Origin of the sequence: Corynebacterium sp. ACRQK, assembly GCF_022345965.1 — a bacterium.
Lineage (GTDB): Bacteria > Actinomycetota > Actinomycetes > Mycobacteriales > Mycobacteriaceae > Corynebacterium.
The window spans coordinates 123,450-138,663 of record NZ_JAKRMU010000003.1 but is presented as its reverse complement, the minus strand read 5'-3'; the positions used below and the strand labels follow the sequence as shown (position 1 = coordinate 138,663).

13 protein-coding genes are annotated in these 15,214 nt (G+C 60.8%); 8 read left to right on the top strand and 5 right to left on the bottom strand.

The annotated features are described in order from the left end of the window. Positions 1–157: 157 nt before the first annotated feature. The 3 genes from MHX63_RS04815 to MHX63_RS04805 all read right to left on the bottom strand — a co-directional run bounded on the left by MHX63_RS04815 (position 158) and on the right by MHX63_RS04805 (position 2,406). Positions 158–604 carry a DUF1990 family protein gene (locus tag MHX63_RS04815; protein WP_239387475.1) on the bottom strand — a complete coding sequence of 149 codons (447 nt, stop codon included), beginning with the start codon at positions 602–604 and terminating at the stop codon, positions 158–160. Positions 605–617: 13 nt separating this feature from the next. Then, positions 618–1,733, bottom strand: a complete 1,116-nt coding sequence (locus tag MHX63_RS04810; protein ID WP_239387474.1) for a M48 family metalloprotease — start codon at positions 1,731–1,733, stop codon at positions 618–620. Positions 1,734–1,845: 112 nt separating this feature from the next. Further along, complete coding sequence (locus MHX63_RS04805) at positions 1,846–2,406, bottom strand: LemA family protein (protein WP_005293749.1); 561 nt, start codon at positions 2,404–2,406, stop codon at positions 1,846–1,848. Between the two features lie 174 nt (positions 2,407–2,580). Between MHX63_RS04805 and MHX63_RS04800 the strand changes: the two genes are divergently transcribed. The 3 genes from MHX63_RS04800 to MHX63_RS04790 all read left to right on the top strand — a co-directional run bounded on the left by MHX63_RS04800 (position 2,581) and on the right by MHX63_RS04790 (position 5,757). After that, positions 2,581–3,336, top strand: a complete 756-nt coding sequence (locus MHX63_RS04800; protein ID WP_239387473.1) for an NADPH-dependent oxidoreductase — start codon at positions 2,581–2,583, stop codon at positions 3,334–3,336. A 180-nt stretch (positions 3,337–3,516) separates the two neighbouring features. Continuing rightward, positions 3,517–4,776 carry a phosphatase PAP2 family protein gene (locus tag MHX63_RS04795; protein ID WP_239387472.1) on the top strand — a complete coding sequence of 420 codons (1,260 nt, stop codon included), beginning with the start codon at positions 3,517–3,519 and terminating at the stop codon, positions 4,774–4,776. Between the two features lie 123 nt (positions 4,777–4,899). After that, complete coding sequence (locus MHX63_RS04790) at positions 4,900–5,757, top strand: S1 family peptidase (protein ID WP_239387471.1); 858 nt, start codon at positions 4,900–4,902, stop codon at positions 5,755–5,757. A 14-nt stretch (positions 5,758–5,771) separates the two neighbouring features. Here MHX63_RS04790 and MHX63_RS04785 read toward each other — a convergent pair whose 3' ends face one another. Further along, entirely contained in the window at positions 5,772–6,098 is a 327-nt protein-coding gene (locus MHX63_RS04785) for a chorismate mutase (RefSeq protein ID WP_239387470.1), read from the bottom strand. 103 nt (positions 6,099–6,201) lie between these two features. On the opposite strand from MHX63_RS04785, the gene MHX63_RS04780 reads away from it, so the two are divergent. The 3 genes from MHX63_RS04780 to MHX63_RS04770 all read left to right on the top strand — a co-directional run bounded on the left by MHX63_RS04780 (position 6,202) and on the right by MHX63_RS04770 (position 11,562). After that, entirely contained in the window at positions 6,202–8,883 is a 2,682-nt protein-coding gene (locus MHX63_RS04780) for an ATP-dependent helicase (RefSeq protein ID WP_239387469.1), read from the top strand. Between the two features lie 117 nt (positions 8,884–9,000). Then, the gene (locus MHX63_RS04775) at positions 9,001–10,701 is read left to right on the top strand and encodes an acyl-CoA synthetase (protein ID WP_239387468.1); all 1,701 of its coding nucleotides are present in this window, start codon (positions 9,001–9,003) and stop codon (positions 10,699–10,701) included. Positions 10,702–10,761: 60 nt separating this feature from the next. Next, complete coding sequence (locus tag MHX63_RS04770; protein ID WP_239387467.1) at positions 10,762–11,562, top strand: SGNH/GDSL hydrolase family protein; 801 nt, start codon at positions 10,762–10,764, stop codon at positions 11,560–11,562. Between the two features lie 168 nt (positions 11,563–11,730). Here MHX63_RS04770 and MHX63_RS04765 read toward each other — a convergent pair whose 3' ends face one another. After that, entirely contained in the window at positions 11,731–12,489 is a 759-nt protein-coding gene (locus MHX63_RS04765) for a M23 family metallopeptidase (protein ID WP_239387466.1), read from the bottom strand. A gap of 443 nt (positions 12,490–12,932) precedes the next feature. Between MHX63_RS04765 and MHX63_RS04760 the strand changes: the two genes are divergently transcribed. Continuing rightward, positions 12,933–14,690: a DUF6350 family protein gene (locus MHX63_RS04760; protein ID WP_239387465.1), complete on the top strand. Its 1,758-nt coding sequence runs from the start codon at positions 12,933–12,935 to the stop codon at positions 14,688–14,690. Continuing rightward, on the top strand, positions 14,635–15,201 hold the full coding sequence (gene purN, locus MHX63_RS04755) for a phosphoribosylglycinamide formyltransferase (RefSeq protein WP_239387464.1): 567 nt from the start codon (positions 14,635–14,637) through the stop codon (positions 15,199–15,201). Before MHX63_RS04760 ends, purN begins: the two co-directional genes overlap by 56 nt. Positions 15,202–15,214: the final 13 nt, after the last annotated feature.

The following is a 15,214-nucleotide window of genomic DNA, read 5'->3' as shown; positions in this document are numbered from 1 at the left end:
GGTCAGGATATGCGACGAGCTCACCTATGACTTACCTCACGTTGGAGGCGACTTTGTGAGCTCTCGGAAACCATCGTAATGAAAAATTCCCTGTTCGACAGAAAGCGCGGAACGGGGAAACCAAAAGCTTCCTCGCTAGTCATCGGCCAGTTATCGGCTATTCATCGTCCAAGGCGCGCAGGTAGAAGCGACGGATTAGGGCACGCCGCGGCAGGTCGATGACTGGGCGCAGCACGGGGAAGCGGGCGGGCTGAGACTTGGCGTCAATAAGAAAAAGAACCCTTCCATCCTGCAACCGCTCGAGGGTGAAGGTCTCCTCGCCCCGCTCAGCGTGGCCGGGGAGGGTGCCATAGGTAAAGCCGCAGCGGCCGGGCGTGGAGAAAGTATCGACTATCCTGCAGTGGAACGTCCACGGCCCGAAGCCCAGTGCGACCTCGGCGCCAGTCTCCACGACCTCGTGGGTGGGGCGCACGCGAAAGAGGCCACTGCGCTGCACACCCCAGCGGAAAAGCCTGGCCGCGGCGGCATCAAAGTCCGCATTGATGACCCGCGACATGTGCAGCTCCGGGAAGCCGTCGGTCGAGGTATAGGAGAGGGGAGTCATAGAAAGCCCCAGGCTACTTGAGGTGCCCGGCGATCTGCTGGTGCTCCGGCACATAGGGGACGAAATCTTGCACGTAGGCACCCATGGCAATCAGCGCGTTGACCCTTTCCCAGATCGGCGGGTGGGTAGCGGAAAAGTTTCGTTTCTTCGTCATGGCGCGCTTGAAGAAGGACCCCTTCTTGCCTGCGTCGGAATTGTGGAAGCCCTGGATGATGTCTTGTTCCGGTGCGTACAAAGCCAGGGAGCCGGGTGTGCCGTACATGGAGTTCTGCACCGTAGAAGGGTTCGCCTGGTGGAACGCGCGGATCGTGATCAGGGCTTGCGCCAGTGCGGTGGGGTTGCGGCACAGGGAGACTCCATGGCTATCGGCCTGTTGCTCGCGGTGGCGAGACATGTAGGCCCGGGCGATATTGGCCAGTGCTGGGGCGGCGAGGATAACGCAGAAGGAGATCAGCAAGATCACGATGGCAGCTACGGCATTCCCGCCCCCGCTCGAGTTGGAGCGGCTCCGGTTGTTGTTGCTGAAACTGCCGTAGATAAACACCGACTGCAGGATGGAAATGACGGACGCGATGGCCACCAGCTGGGTCATCACACGGTTATCGTCGGCGGTCAAGTGACTCATTTCGTGGGCGATGACAGCCTGCATCTGCTCGCGGTTGAGCAGATACCCAAGCTCTTCGGTGACGACGATGGTGCCGGTATGGGGCTTGTTGCGCTTGCCGCCTAGAGCGTAGGCATTGGGCACTCCGGTGCCGATGAGCACATAAACCTTCGGCGGGGAGGGCAGGCCTGCGGCGATCGACATCTCCTCCACGATGTTGTAGACCATGCCCTTTTCCACTTTGCGCTTCTCGCCGCCGATGGCGGAAATCACGGTCTTGGTGGAAAAGAAATACGAATACAGCAGGATCAGTGCGGCAACCGGGATGGCGACCCCGGCGGAGATCAGGATGACCTTGCCCAGGGTGTTGTAGTCAATGTCGCTTCCCTGGATGCCAACGTAGGCGGCGCAGGCACACGCCACGATGGAAAGCTGCAGCACAAATACGTTCGCAATCCACGCGACAGCGATGCCTTTGCGTAGCTGCGAAAGCGATTCGTCAAAGGTTCTCGGCTGGTTGGCCATTGTCCGTTATCCGTCCTTTCAGCACTTTCAGTGCTCACGAGTCCTGCCCGCTAGGTGCGATGCTTAAGAAGCGGAAGTGGTCTTGAGAGGGGGGCGTGGCAGGACAAGAAGGCTAGAAGGAAACGTCCGGAGCCTGGCGCTTGGATTCCTCCACCTGGAAGAAGCCGAAGGGCTGAAAGCCGTGCACGGAAGCGACGATGTTGGTCGGCACGGACTGAATTGCGGTGTTGTAGGTATTCGTGGAGGCGTTGTAGTACTGGCGGGCAAAACCCACCTTGTTTTCGGTGGAGGCGAGCTCCTCCTGCAGCTGTTGGAAGTTGCGGGAAGCCTGCAGCTCCGGATACGCCTCGGCGGTAGCGCGCAGGGTGGCCATCGTGCGGCCGAATACAGCGTCGGCCTGGGAGGCATCCTGCACGTCGCCGGTGGCGCGGGCGCGGTCGGTGGCGGTGCGTAGCTCCGCGATGTCGTGGAATACCTTGGCTTCGTGGTTGGCGTACCCCTTGACGGTGGCTACCAGGTTGGGGATCAGGTCGCCGCGGCGCTGCAGCTGGGTATCGATCTGGGCGTACGCCTCGTTAACGGTGTTTCGTTTCTTGACGAGGCCGTTGTACATGGCGAACCAGATGATGGCGAGGACTACGAGGATGGCGAGGATGATAACTGCGATGATCATGTAAGCAATACTTCCTTGGGAAACTCTTGAACGTACCTATCTAAAAACTCTCGGTGCCGTGGCGGTCCGGTAGCGACCCGCACAGGCTAACAGTGTTGGAATGTATTATCACTAATGTTTGTTCCCGGCGCAGGCCGGAAAACTTGGAAAAAATTTCTAGCTAGGGTTGGGGCCATGCCTAAAAACTCGAACCCTATGGTCGAACGTCAGCTTTCCCACCGCACGATTAGAGAGTTCACGGATCAGCCGGTGGACGGCCAGACCCTGGAAACCATCTATGACATAGCCATGCGCACGGCATCTTCTCGCGGTATGCAGCAGGCCAGCATCATTCGCGTGACAGATACGCAGTTGCGGGAGCACCTGGCGGAAATTGGCAACCAGGAGTATGTTCGCCGCGCACCGGTGTACCTGTTGTTCTTGGCGGATACGGCGCGGAATGCGCAGATCCTGCAGGAAAATGGCGGCGACCCGCGGGGCGCCGGGCGTACGAAGGCTTTTGTGGAGGCCTTCACCGAAGCCTGCCTGATGGCACAGAACGTGGTGAACGCCGCTGAGTCCTTTGGCCTAGGCGCTAACTTCCTGGGCAATATCCACAACGACACGGCCGGGGTTATCGAGCTACTCGATCTGCCGCGCTACACCTTCCCGGTGGTTGGCCTTACCCTGGGCTGGCCGAACCAGGATCCGCAGCTGAAGCCTCGCATGCCGCGCAAGTTCCGCGTAATGGAAAACGGCTACCAGACCAGCGAGAATCTGACCGTCGACCTGGCGGATTATGATGCGGAGATGACGACCTACTACGACCTGCGCAACGCCAATCAGCGCGTGGATAGCTTCACCAATCAGGTCTTGAAGAACTTCCCCTTCACCCGTGACAGTAACGATGACTCGCTGCAAGCTGCGCGCTGGCAAGGCTTTATTATTTAGCGTTTTTCTTTATGACGCCCTCAGCGTCATCCGCGCCTAACCTCAAATTAACCTTCCGTTCAGAAACCTGGGTTAACATCCGCAGGAGTTTATAAAACTATTGCAAATAGTCGCCGGGCGAGCCTGGATGCTTGACGTCAAAACGATTTGCAGGACGAGACTTCAAGGGTGAGAGAAAAAGTGACCAAGACCAAGAGCCTAAAGATCACGGCAGCAGCCATGATGGCTACGACCATGTCCCTTTCCGCAGTGAACGTCGCGCCGGTGGAGGCTGCACCGAGCGTGCCGGCGGTTGCTGGCTCCGAGGGCCTGCCGAGCTACCCGCACCCCGTGCAGCACAAGGGTGCCCCGACCCCGCAGCCTTTCGGCCCGGAGTACCTGGGCGGCTATATCTCTGACATCAGCTCCCACGGCTACGGCATCTACCTGGATGTCGTCGATGGCTTCAACGACGTGCGCGCCAACCACCCTGGCATCATGAAGCAGAACCTGGACAAGGTCGTGAAGATCAACAATGCTGCTCAGAACAACCCGGCAGCTATCCAGCGCGCGCAGAAGGACGCTCGCGCGGACAAGGCGGGCGTACTGGATGCGTTCTCCGACGCGCTGGGTGCAGAGCTTGGCCGCCATTTCCGTGCCGCCCTGCGTGAGAATCGTCTGCCGAAGACCCAGTACCTGCTGGGCAACGGCTACCTGGCTCGCGCAGGCGGAGTAGCTTCCTCCACCTTCGTAGAGAAGGTCGTTTTCAACCACGACCGTCCGTTCGTGGTTGCCCCGGATCGCATCAAGAAGTACGAGGACGGCCAGAACAAGTACTACGGCACCTCCAAGTCCTACCCATCTGGCCACACCAACCAGGCCGTGTGGTCCACCACTCTGCTGGCTCTGACTCTGCCGGAGCTGGCTCCGCAGATCCTGGCTCGCGGTTCCGAGGCGGGCAACAACCGTGTTGTTATGGGCGTGCACTACCCGCTGGACGTCATGGGAGGCCGTATGTCCGGCACCGCTGCTGCCGCTGACCGCTGGAACGATCCGAAGATGCGCGACGCGGTCCGACAGGCGGGCAAGGAGTTGCGCGCGGAGCTGGAGTGGCGCGCGGGTCGCCCGATTGCCGAGGTTGTGAAGAGCGACAAGGCATACCGGTCCACCGACCAAGCTGTGCGCGAGTACACCGACCGCATGACCTACGGCTTTCCGAAGATCTACCGCAAGGATGCGCCGATGATCGTGCCGCAGGCCGCGCCGGATCTGCTGCTGCCGAAGTTCCCCAAGCTCACTTACAAGCAGCGCGCATCTATCCTGCGTCAGACCGCCATTGCGTCCGGTTCTCCGCTGGACGATCAGGGCCCGCGTGGCTCCTGGCAGCGCCTGAACATGGCCGCTGCATTCGCTGCAAAGGTCAAGGTCAACGGCGACGGCAGCGTCACCGTTCTGCGCTAGTCAGCGGTTGGTCGCCAGCTAATTGGCGGTCTAAGCCGCGAGGCGGGGAGCAGGGGTAACCTTGTCCAAATTGTTACCTCTGTGGCGCATGTGAAACCGAGCTTCTGCGCTAAGGTTAGGTGCATGTCAGCCGCATCTGTATCCACTCGCACCCCAGTTGGGCGCTCTCTCCGCAGCGCCACCCGTCGCCGAATCGGAGCCCTGATGGCGGGCGTGGCGTTGGCCACCTCCGCTGTTTTTGGCTCGGCCTTCACCGCGCCAGAGGCCGCAGCCGCGCCTGCTGGTTCCGCAGATGCATTCTTGCAGGCCACCGGCCAGCCCGGACCGCACCGCGTTCCGGGTCACTACTTCACTTCTCCAGGCATTCCGCAGGCTCAGCGTGCTGCGGCGCCCAGCGTCCTGGCCGGGCCTTCCATGCCGATCTATGTTGGCAACAACATCTGCACCCTGGGTGTGGTTGGTTACGACAAGGCCGGAAACAAGGTGGGCATTACGGCAGGACACTGTGGTGGTCCCGGTAGCCCGGTCGTTTCCATGGACGCCGAGGGGGCCGGCCAGATCGGCACCGTTGTCCGCAACGGTTACCCGGACTACGCCGTGATCAAGTTCAACAACAAGGTGCGTCTAACCCGCGGTTACAACAACGTTCACCTGAACTCCCTCGGTGGCCCCACCCCGGCCAGCCTGCAGCAGATGTGCAAGACCGGTGTGGCCACAGGTGTTTCCTGCGGCCCCATGCTGGCGATCTCCGGGCCGTTCCTGGTTTCCCACCTGTGCGGCTCTATGGGAGATTCGGGTGGCCCGATCTACGTCGGCAACCGGTTGGTCGGCATCGTCAACGGCGGAGTGGCCAACCTGCCTTCCTGCACCACTCCGCTGCAAGGGCCGCTGCACGCGCCGACGGCCGGCGCCGCATGGAACGTGATTGCCGCAGACCTCAATGCGGCCGGTGGGGTCGGAGCCGGATTCCGGTTGGCTTAGCCCCGGCCCATTCTCTAGCCCAAGCGCCCTCTGCCTAGCTGCAGCAGGGCCTTTGCTATTTCTACGCCCTCTGAGCCGAACTCTGCGCGGAATTGGTTAATGATGGCGACCTCGCGGGTGTAGACCAACTTCGTGCCACCGGATCCTAGACGCGTCTTACCGATCGCCTTCGATACCTCGCTGCGACGGTGGATTGCGTCGATGATGACGCGGTCGAGGCGGTTGATCTCCTCGCGGTAGGATTGAATTTCTGAATCCGACAAGGGATCGTCCGTGCCCGAGGGCATGCGGACGGTGAACTCGTTGGGGTTCGACGAAGCCGCAGAATCGTTGTCGCTCATGCGTTGTATTCTACCGCTAGTCAGGAAGCTGAGATTCGGAAGAGCCCCAGAGCATAAGGCGCCAGCGGTTACGGGAATTTTTTGAGGGAGCACCAAGGGAAACATGAACAATCAGCACGATCCGTTCGCCGATCTGCCGCTGCCCGAAGAACCAACGCTTTTCGACGACGAGGTTCCGCCGCCAGCGGACGAGCTGCCGCCAGAGGGGTACGAAAGCGTGCTGGCGAACATGCACTCCGATAGCTCGCAGGGTACGTCGGAGCCGCCACAGGCACGCCACACCCAGGCGCTACCGCACAGGAATGCTGGGACGGCAGCGGGGGAGACGGGGCGTCATAGAGAAAAGCTTCTCGAAGGCCTCAACCCGCCGCAGCGGCAGGCGGTCGAGCACATGGGCAGCCCGTTGCTGATTGTGGCGGGCGCGGGTTCTGGCAAGACGAGTGTGCTGACCCGCCGCATCGCCTACCTGCTGGCAAATGGAGTGGGGCCGTGGCAGATCCTGGCGATCACCTTCACTAACAAGGCTGCAGCGGAGATGCGCGAGCGTGTGGTGGATATGGTCGGCCCACAGGCGGAGCGCATGTGGGTCTCCACCTTCCACTCCTTCTGCGTGCGCGTGCTGCGCGCCAATGCGCACCTCGCGCCGGGGTTGAACACGAATTTCAGCATCTACGACTCGGACGATTCCAAGCGACTGATGACGATGATCATCAAGGATGCCTCGCTGGATCTGAAGGAGTTCTCGCCGCGTGGGGTGTTGCATGTGATCTCCAATTGGAAGAACGAGCTGGTCGGCCCGGCCGGGGCGCTGGAGGAAGCACAGCGCGATTCCAACCCCCACACCGCCCAGATCGCCACGCTGTACAAGACGTATCAGAACCGCCTGCGGGCGGCGAACGCGGTGGACTTCGACGACCTGATCGGCGAGGTCGTGGCGATCCTAAACGACAATCCGGACGTGCGCGAGCACTACCGCCGCCGTTTTCGCCACATCATGGTCGACGAGTACCAGGACACTAACCACGCGCAATACGAGCTGGTGGCAGCGCTCGCGGGCAAGGGCAAGGCCGAATGCGAGTTGTGCGTGGTGGGCGATGCCGACCAGTCGATCTACGCCTTCCGTGGCGCGACGATCCGCAACATCGAGGAGTTCGAGCGCGACTACCCGGATGCCCACACTATTCTGCTGGAGCAGAACTACCGATCCACCCAGAAGATCCTGTCCGCTGCGAACGCGGTGATCGACCGGAACCAGGGGCGCCGCCCGAAGAAGTTGTGGACGGATCTGGGCGATGGTGAGCTGATCGGTGGCTACGTTGCGGACAACGAGCATGACGAGGCGAACTTCATCGTCGAGCAGATCGACGACTTGGTGGACAACGAGGGTTATTCCTACGGTGACATTTCGATCATGTACCGCACCAACAACGCCTCCCGCGCGATTGAGGACGTTCTGGTGCGCTCCGGCCTGCCATACAAGGTCGTCGGCGGTACGCGTTTCTACGAGCGCCGCGAGATCCGTGACATTGTGGCTTATATCAAGGTGTTGGACAACGCGGACGACACGGTGGCGCTGCGGCGCATCATCAACACCCCGCGCCGCGGTATCGGGGATAAGGCCATTGCACAGGTCACTGTTCACGCGGAAGGCCAGGGGATCGGATTTTCGGCTGCTCTTGGTGACGCCGCCGCGGGGAAGGTCGCCGGCCTTTCCGCACGCGGCCGCAATTCCATTGGCAAGTTCCTGGAAATGATGGACGCGCTGCGGGCGGAGACAGAGTCGATGGAGATGACGGCCTCGGATGGGTCCGGCCTGGGGCTGCCCGACTTGGGCCGGGTGATCTCTGCGGTGCTGGACGTGACCGGCTACAAGGAGCTGCTGGAGAAATCCAACGACCCGCAGGACGGCGCGCGACTGGACAACCTGAACGAGCTGGTGAGCGTGGGGCATGAGTTCTCGCAGGAGTCGGCGAACCTGAAGGCGTACGAGGAGATGCCGGGTGGTGGCAGTACAGGTAGCGCCGGCGATAGCGATGGCAGTGCCGACGCCATGCTCGCCGAAGGGGAGGCGCCGCTGGGCAGCCTGCAGGCCTTCTTGGAACGCGTGAGCCTGGTGGCGGACGCGGATCAGATTCCCGCAGACGAGCAGGACATGGTGACGCTCATGACACTGCACACGGCCAAGGGCCTGGAGTTCCCCGTGGTGTTCCTGACCGGCTGGGAGGACGGCCAGTTCCCGCACATGCGTGCGCTGGGCGACCCGACGGAGCTGGCTGAAGAGCGGCGTTTGGCCTATGTGGGCATTACTCGCGCGAAGCAGCGGCTGTTCCTTACCCGCGCGATTACGCGGAGCGGCTGGGGAGCGCCGGTAAACAACCCGCCGTCGCGCTTTTTGTCTGAGGTGCCAGAGGATCTTATGGAGTGGATCCGCGAGGAGCCCGCGCGCTTCGGCAGCGGTGTGGATTCCGCCTGGGGCGGCGGTGGCTATGCCGATGGCACCAGCTTTGGCGACTCGGGTGGCTGGGGTGCGGGTTCCAGCGGCTGGAGCGGCCAGTCCTACCGGAAGCCAGCGAAGAAGGCGAAGCCTGCTTTCGGTGCCGGGGCGAAGAGGAACCAGGATTTGGACTTGGCGGTGGGGGACAAGGTCAACCACGACAAGTACGGCCTGGGCACGGTGAAGAGCGTGGACGGCAGTGGCTCGCACACGACCTGCATGATCGACTTCGGCAGCCAGGGTACGGTTCGCCTGATGCTATTCGGTGGCGTGCCAATGGAGAAGCTCTAGACCCGGTTACATGTTACGGAAGTGACAATTGTGACTAATGTTGCGCAGGAAATATTTTCTTAATGTAACGTAACAGCATCCTCTTTCGATGGTTGAGGCGTAACTAGAAGGGTATTAATGCAGAACAATCAACAAGTGACCTCCAAATTGCAAGACCTTAAACATCTAGGTGAGGCCGCCTGGGCGGAGACTCACGCAATTGCCACCGGCCTGGGAACTGCGCTGAAATCGGGCGTGGTAGTCAGGGGTGGCGGCCTTAAGGGCAAAGCCAAGCTGGTCGAGAGTATCGCCCGCTATGGCTTCACTGCTGGACGCCAAGCATGGTACGCGGCAGAAGTAGCGCCGAACCGTACGGCCATCATCGATGACATTGGCGAGCGTACGTACGCGGAGGTTCGCAGCGATTCGCTGGCCTTCGCCCGCGCCCTGCAGCGTATGGGGCTGGGGCCGGGTAAGAACATTGCGGTCATGGCACGCAATTCCCGAGTGGTCGTTTACGCACTGGTCGCCAAGGGCTTCATCGGGGCGGACATCAGCCTGCTCAACCCGGCTTCCAGTCCAGTCCAGCTGCAGAAGAGCATGGAGGAGCTGGATGTTCACACCATCATCATCGACGAGGAGTTCGCGGACAGGCTGCCCGCGAACTATTCACGTGCCAAGGTGATCATCGGTTACGCGGAGGATCTGCAGAACCCGCAGGCTCCGAACCCGGAATGGGAGACGTTCCAGCAGATCATCGACCACGCGCCCTCCGGGGCGGAGGAGAAGCTGCCCAAGATCCCGAAGCGCGGTTTTATTACCATCTTGAGCTCCGGCACCTCTGGCACTCCGAAGGCCGTAGTGCACCGAGAGCCGCCCATCCCGACTCCGCTGGCGGACCTTGTTACGTGGATCCCGTGGCGGGCGGAGATGATGATCCAGCAGACCGCCTCTATGTTCCACTCGTGGGGCTGGGCGAACCTCAACCTGATCTTCGCCCACCGCGCGACCGTGGTGTTCCGCCGTGATTTCGACCCTGTGCAGGCCATGGAGGACGTCGATCGTTACAAGGTCAACGGCATCATCACCTCGCCTATCTTCATCAAGGAGCAGCTCAAGGTCGCACAGAACGGCGACTACGATGCTTCGTCGATAGAGTTCATCGTGTCCTCTGGTAACGCCATGCACGAAGATCTGCTCCGCGGTCTGCACAAGCAGTTCGGTCCCGTGGTCTGCAACTTCTACGGCTCCACCGAAAACAGCGTGGTAGCCATTGCAAAGAGGGAGGAACTGGTCGAGAACCCAGCTCTGGCCGGGCGCCCGGTTCGCGGCGTGCGCGTCAAGATCCTGGACGATGACGGCAACGTACTGCCGCCGAACACCCCGGGCCGCATCTATGCTCGAGGCACCATGACCATGCGCCGTTATGCGCACACGCGAGATCAGATGAAGATCAAGCATGGCCTGCTGGAGATCGGCGACCGTGGGTACCTCGACGAGGAAGGTCGCCTGTTTGTGCTCGGCCGGGCGGACGACATGATCATCGTCGGTGGCGAGAACGTGTATCCGCGCAGTGTGGAAGAGGTGTTGGCGCCGATGCCTGGCATTCGAGACCTCTACGCAAAGGGCGTGGACGACGAGGAGAACTTCAAGCGCATGGCCGTCTGGATCGTGCGTGAAGACAATCCGGAAGGCGAGGCTCTGACCAAGGAGTCCGTCCAGGAATGGGTCAGGGACAACCTGGCGGAGCACTCGGTTCCGCGTGAAGTTACGTTCTTGGATGAGCTTCCAAGGAACCCAACTGGTAAGGTCATGCCGGCAAAGCTTCCGAACAGCTAACATTTTCGATTCTCGATCGATAGCCTTAGTACGGCATAAAAACACATACGGGAGAAACTGATGAAGAAATTTGCACGCATTCTGACTGCGGCGGTTGCCGTGGCGGGATCGGTCATGGGGTTGGCGCCTGCTGCCCAGGCTGCCCCGGGAAACACCGTGCTGCTTGGTGATTCCTACTTCGCTAATACAACGCTCAACCAGATTATTGACGCCAAGCGCGGTGGCGCACGTGGTTGCATCAAGGGCAAGTTCCGCGTAGCCACTGAGCTGCAGCGCCTGACGGGCGCTCGCGTGGATGATTACTCCTGCAACGGCAAGGAGCTGTACCTGGGCCGCGAGCCGCTGGAGGCTCGCCTGGATCAGGCTATCCGCGATGGCAAGCTGAACCGCCACACGCGCAACGTGCCGATCATGGTCGGTGCTAACGACACCTACCGCACCCTGGATCCGATCAACAACCGTGCAGCGGCTCGATCCTATGATCGTCTCGCTAACAAGATCAAGCGCGCTGCTCCGAACGCTCGTATCCAGTTCGTAAGCTACCCGCACCTCACGAACGATCGCGCTGGCCTGTGCCTGATCCGTCTGAATGGTCTAACGCCGATTCAGGCTCCGTTCCCGATCGTGAAGGAAGCCGAGCGTCAGCTGTGGCGACAGGCTAACGATGCAGCCAAGCGCAACGGTGGCGTTTTCGTTGACCTACACCGCTCCACCCGCGGGCACGATACTTGCCAGCCGGGTGGCAAGGCTTGGGTTGCCGGAGTCATCGATACTCAGACTCCGCACTACAACCTGACTCTGCACATGTCCCACGACGGTGTGACCAATGCAGCTAAGCAGATTGGTGCGGCTCTGAAGTAGCACGCACCGGCTTCTGGAAGGTGGGGGGGGATCCCCCTCACCTTGAAGAGTCTTGAAAAGCTGCACTGGGTAGACGAAAAACCTCCCGACCGCCGTACGGAGGCGGTCGGGAGGTTTTTTGTGGCTCTAATCGGCCAGAGGCTCAAAGCTCGGGCTTAGAGCTTCGCCTTAGAGCTGGATGCCGCGCTCAGCGAGCCAAGGCTTCGGGTCGATAGCCTCGCCGCCGTTCGGGTGAACCTCGAAGTGTAGGTGGGAGCCGGTGGAGAAGCCCTCGGAGCCCATGCCGGCGATCTTCTGGCCGGCGGTTACACGGTCGCCAACCTTAACGTCCAGGGTGGCCATGTGGCCGTAGACGGTGATGGTGCCGTCGTCGTGCTTGATGCGAATCCAGTTGCCGAAGCCGGAAGCCGGGCCGGAGTCAATGACGGTGCCGTCGTGTACGGCGCGGATGGCGGTGCCCACAGCGTTGGCGATGTCGATGCCCTTGTGGACGGTGCCCCAACGCGAACCGAAGCCGGAAGTGAAGGAGCCCTCGGCGGGCTTGACGTACTCGGGCATGCGAGCAGCCAGATCAGCCTCGGTGCGCTCCTTGGCGAAGCGCAGGGCGGAGTCGAGCTGCTGAGACAGATCGGAAACCGGCTTAGCCTGCGGAACCTCGAGGATCTGCGGAGCCTCGTTGGCGGTCGCCTGAGCGTCCGCCGGAGCTGCAGAGCCCTGAGCTCCCTCGCCCTGGGCGAGGATGGTGGTGTTCTCGGAAGCCAGGGCGATATCGTCCTTGGAGTTCTGGGATGCACCAGCGGTAGCGCCGGCAGCGCCAGCAGTAGTCACAGCGGTGGTGGCGACGGCCACGACCGCGAAGCGGCGCTTCGCGGTGTGCTCCTGCTTGCGGTGGATGCCGGTACGGCTCGCTTCAGTAGTGTTTCGCACTGTCCTAGTAACCCTTTGACCTAATCGATGTTTCTTAACAACTGTCACATGTGATTTCGCACTATCGCTTTCGCTCCTCCTCTAGCCTCACGGTTGGGGCTTGAGTCTGTTGTGAAAGCAATTTGTAACCACTTTGTTATCAACGGAACGTAACACTATCGGTTTGGCAACATTGCGGCAACTAAAACGGCGAAAAATAACGCTTTGATTACATTGCGGGGGTAGTGGAGCTAACCTTACCTGAGTCTAAGAATCAATTTCCCCTGTTCCAGGCTTTTTTATGCTGCTTTTGTAGTGCTTGAACCCCGCTAGTGATCTTCATTACGCTACCCACAAACCCTCAAGTAGAACCTTAGGCGTGTCTGCGCTCAAGGGTGTAGAAGAGGGTCTGGAAGGTGGGTCAGTCCGCCAGGTAGTTGTCACTATTAGGCACAATAGGACGGGTGAGTAAAGATTCTGCTGCCCAACGACCCGGATCCCGACGATCTGCGTCTTCACGACGCCCCGGCTCCAGCCGCACCAGGCGGACGTCGCCTGCCAGCAGTGCAGACAGAATTAAAGGCACGGGTATTAAAGGCGCTGGTGCCAACACCACCGAAGGTACTGGCAACGAGCGCTTTGTAGCGGCGAAGCCCACCGGCGCCACGAACGCTAAGGCAACTCCAAAAGCCAAGTCCAAGGCCGCCGCAGATGCGTCGGCTGGCGGTGCGAAGGCTGCGGTTGTGGACTGGTGGTCGAAGTGGAAGCCCCATGTCAAGCGCTTCGGCCCCCAGCTGATGATTAATCACGCCGTAACTTTGGGCGTCATCGTCATCATCGCCGTCCTCATCGGCATCGGCGCAGGTTTTAATAAGGTGCCCGCCAGCATTGCCTCAATGTGGATGGTGTTTAATCTGGCCCCCATTGAGATGGCGGGGGCGAAGCTGGGCTTCGTGCCTTTGCTGCCCGCGCTGGTGCTGGTGTGGGGGCATGCGAAGCGTGCGACCACGGTGCTGGGCAATTCGATTAGCGTGCGCGGCTTGCGGGTATTCACCACATTAAGTCTGTTGATCCCCATGCTGTTGACGTGTATCGCGTGGGTGATGCTGTGGGATGCCTCCAGGGTGTACGACATCACCACGCCGAACCTGCTGGTGGCGCTGATCTCCACGGCTCTGGTTAATGGCGCTGCGATCGTCATCGGTATGCGGGCTCGTGTATGGCGCGCACTGCTGTTGCGCCGTGGTTGGTCCACGTGGCCGGTGGAGTCGATGCTGCTGGCCCAGCGCTTCCTTAAGTGGATGGCCGCAGCCGGTGCCCTCGCCGCTGTTGTATGTCTATTGACGAACATGGAGGCAGTCGGCAAGGCATACGAAATCACCTCCTCCACCATGGGTGTGCTGGGACTGACCTTTGTCGCGTTGCTGTATGTGCCCAATGTGGTGGTCGCGGCGATGGCTGTTTTGCTGGGCGGCGAATTCCACGTCGGTAACGGCGCGGTCAGCCTCTTTACCGCCAACAACGTGAATTTACCGCCGCTGCCGGTTTTGGCGGCCATCCCCAATGATCAGATTCCTTTCGGTGCTGTGCTGCTGGCTGCCCCCGCTTGTGTGGCAGTAGCGTGTGTCTACAAGTTCCTGCGCGGCCGCACTTATGTGGAGGCGCCACTCCTGCAAGGCGTGGGGGCTGGTGCCTGCGCCGGGTTGATCGGTTTCTGCGCCTCATGGCTGGCCGGCGGAGAGCTGGGGGTGTACGGGCGCGCAGGCGCAGTCGAGTGGCTCTTCGCCGTGGAGCTCGCCGCTTGGCTGTTGGTGCCTGCCGCCGTGATGATGTTCTTCACCGCCCGTCGCGGCGAGTCCGTGGTTGAGGACATCCCGGAGGCCGAGGTTGTGGATCCGGGTGAATCGGTGGACGACGGCGAGGCTGAAGACGACACGGAAGTCGAGGATGAGGCAGATGCCGATGATGCTGAGGGTGTAGTGGACGGTGCAGAAAGTATGGAAAGTGCGGAAAGCACGGAAAGCACGGACTCTGACTCTTCTGAAGATGACGCCCCTACGGAAGAACCGGAAGAGGGGGAAGATGGGGGCGTCATTAAGAAAGAACAAGAAGACACAGAAGACACAGAAGACACAGAAGACATAGAAACAGAGGAAGAAGCAGACGATGAGGATAGTGATTCTGGCGAGCGGGACGGGGACTCTGCTCCAGAGCGTGATTGATAACGTCGACCGCTCGCGGGTGGATATCCTCGCCGTGGGCAGCGACCGACAGTGCGAAGCGCTGGATCGTGCCGAACGCGCGGGCATCGAGAACTTCCTGGTCGAATACGTGCCGAAGCAGACCGACCGGGATAAGTGGAACGAAGAGCTGGCGGACAAGCTCGCCAGCTATGAGCCCGACCTGGTGGTGAGCGCAGGTTTCATGCGCATCATCGGCCCGAAGGTTGTCGAGCGCTTCGAGGGGAAGATCATCAACACCCACCCAGCGCTGCTACCCGCTTTCCCTGGGGCGCACGCCGTCGAAGACGCACTGAATTACGGTGTTCGCGTAACCGGGTCTACAGTTCATGTTGTAGATAGTGGCGTGGACACGGGACCGATCATCGCCCAAAAGGCGGTGGAGGTCGCGCGGGACGACACGGTCGACAGCTTGCATGAGAGAATCAAGAAGGTGGAGCGCACACTCTTGGTAGAGGTGCTGCACGATTTTCAAGAACAGGGAACCTTCTAGGAACGAAAGGCCA

Excerpts from the sequence above, each read along its gene's own strand:
- MHX63_RS04815 (WP_239387475.1), bottom strand. The coding sequence starts at position 604 with ATGACTCCCCTCTCCTATACCTCGACCGACGGCTTCCCGGAGCTGCAC.
- MHX63_RS04810 (WP_239387474.1), bottom strand. The coding sequence starts at position 1,733 with ATGGCCAACCAGCCGAGAACCTTTGACGAATCGCTTTCGCAGCTACGC.
- MHX63_RS04805 (WP_005293749.1), bottom strand. The coding sequence starts at position 2,406 with ATGATCATCGCAGTTATCATCCTCGCCATCCTCGTAGTCCTCGCCATC.
- MHX63_RS04800 (WP_239387473.1), top strand. The coding sequence starts at position 2,581 with ATGCCTAAAAACTCGAACCCTATGGTCGAACGTCAGCTTTCCCACCGC.
- MHX63_RS04790 (WP_239387471.1), top strand. The coding sequence starts at position 4,900 with ATGTCAGCCGCATCTGTATCCACTCGCACCCCAGTTGGGCGCTCTCTC.
- MHX63_RS04785 (WP_239387470.1), bottom strand. The coding sequence starts at position 6,098 with ATGAGCGACAACGATTCTGCGGCTTCGTCGAACCCCAACGAGTTCACC.
- MHX63_RS04780 (WP_239387469.1), top strand. The coding sequence starts at position 6,202 with ATGAACAATCAGCACGATCCGTTCGCCGATCTGCCGCTGCCCGAAGAA.
- MHX63_RS04775 (WP_239387468.1), top strand. The coding sequence starts at position 9,001 with ATGCAGAACAATCAACAAGTGACCTCCAAATTGCAAGACCTTAAACAT.
- MHX63_RS04770 (WP_239387467.1), top strand. The coding sequence starts at position 10,762 with ATGAAGAAATTTGCACGCATTCTGACTGCGGCGGTTGCCGTGGCGGGA.
- purN (WP_239387464.1), top strand. The coding sequence starts at position 14,635 with ATGAGGATAGTGATTCTGGCGAGCGGGACGGGGACTCTGCTCCAGAGC.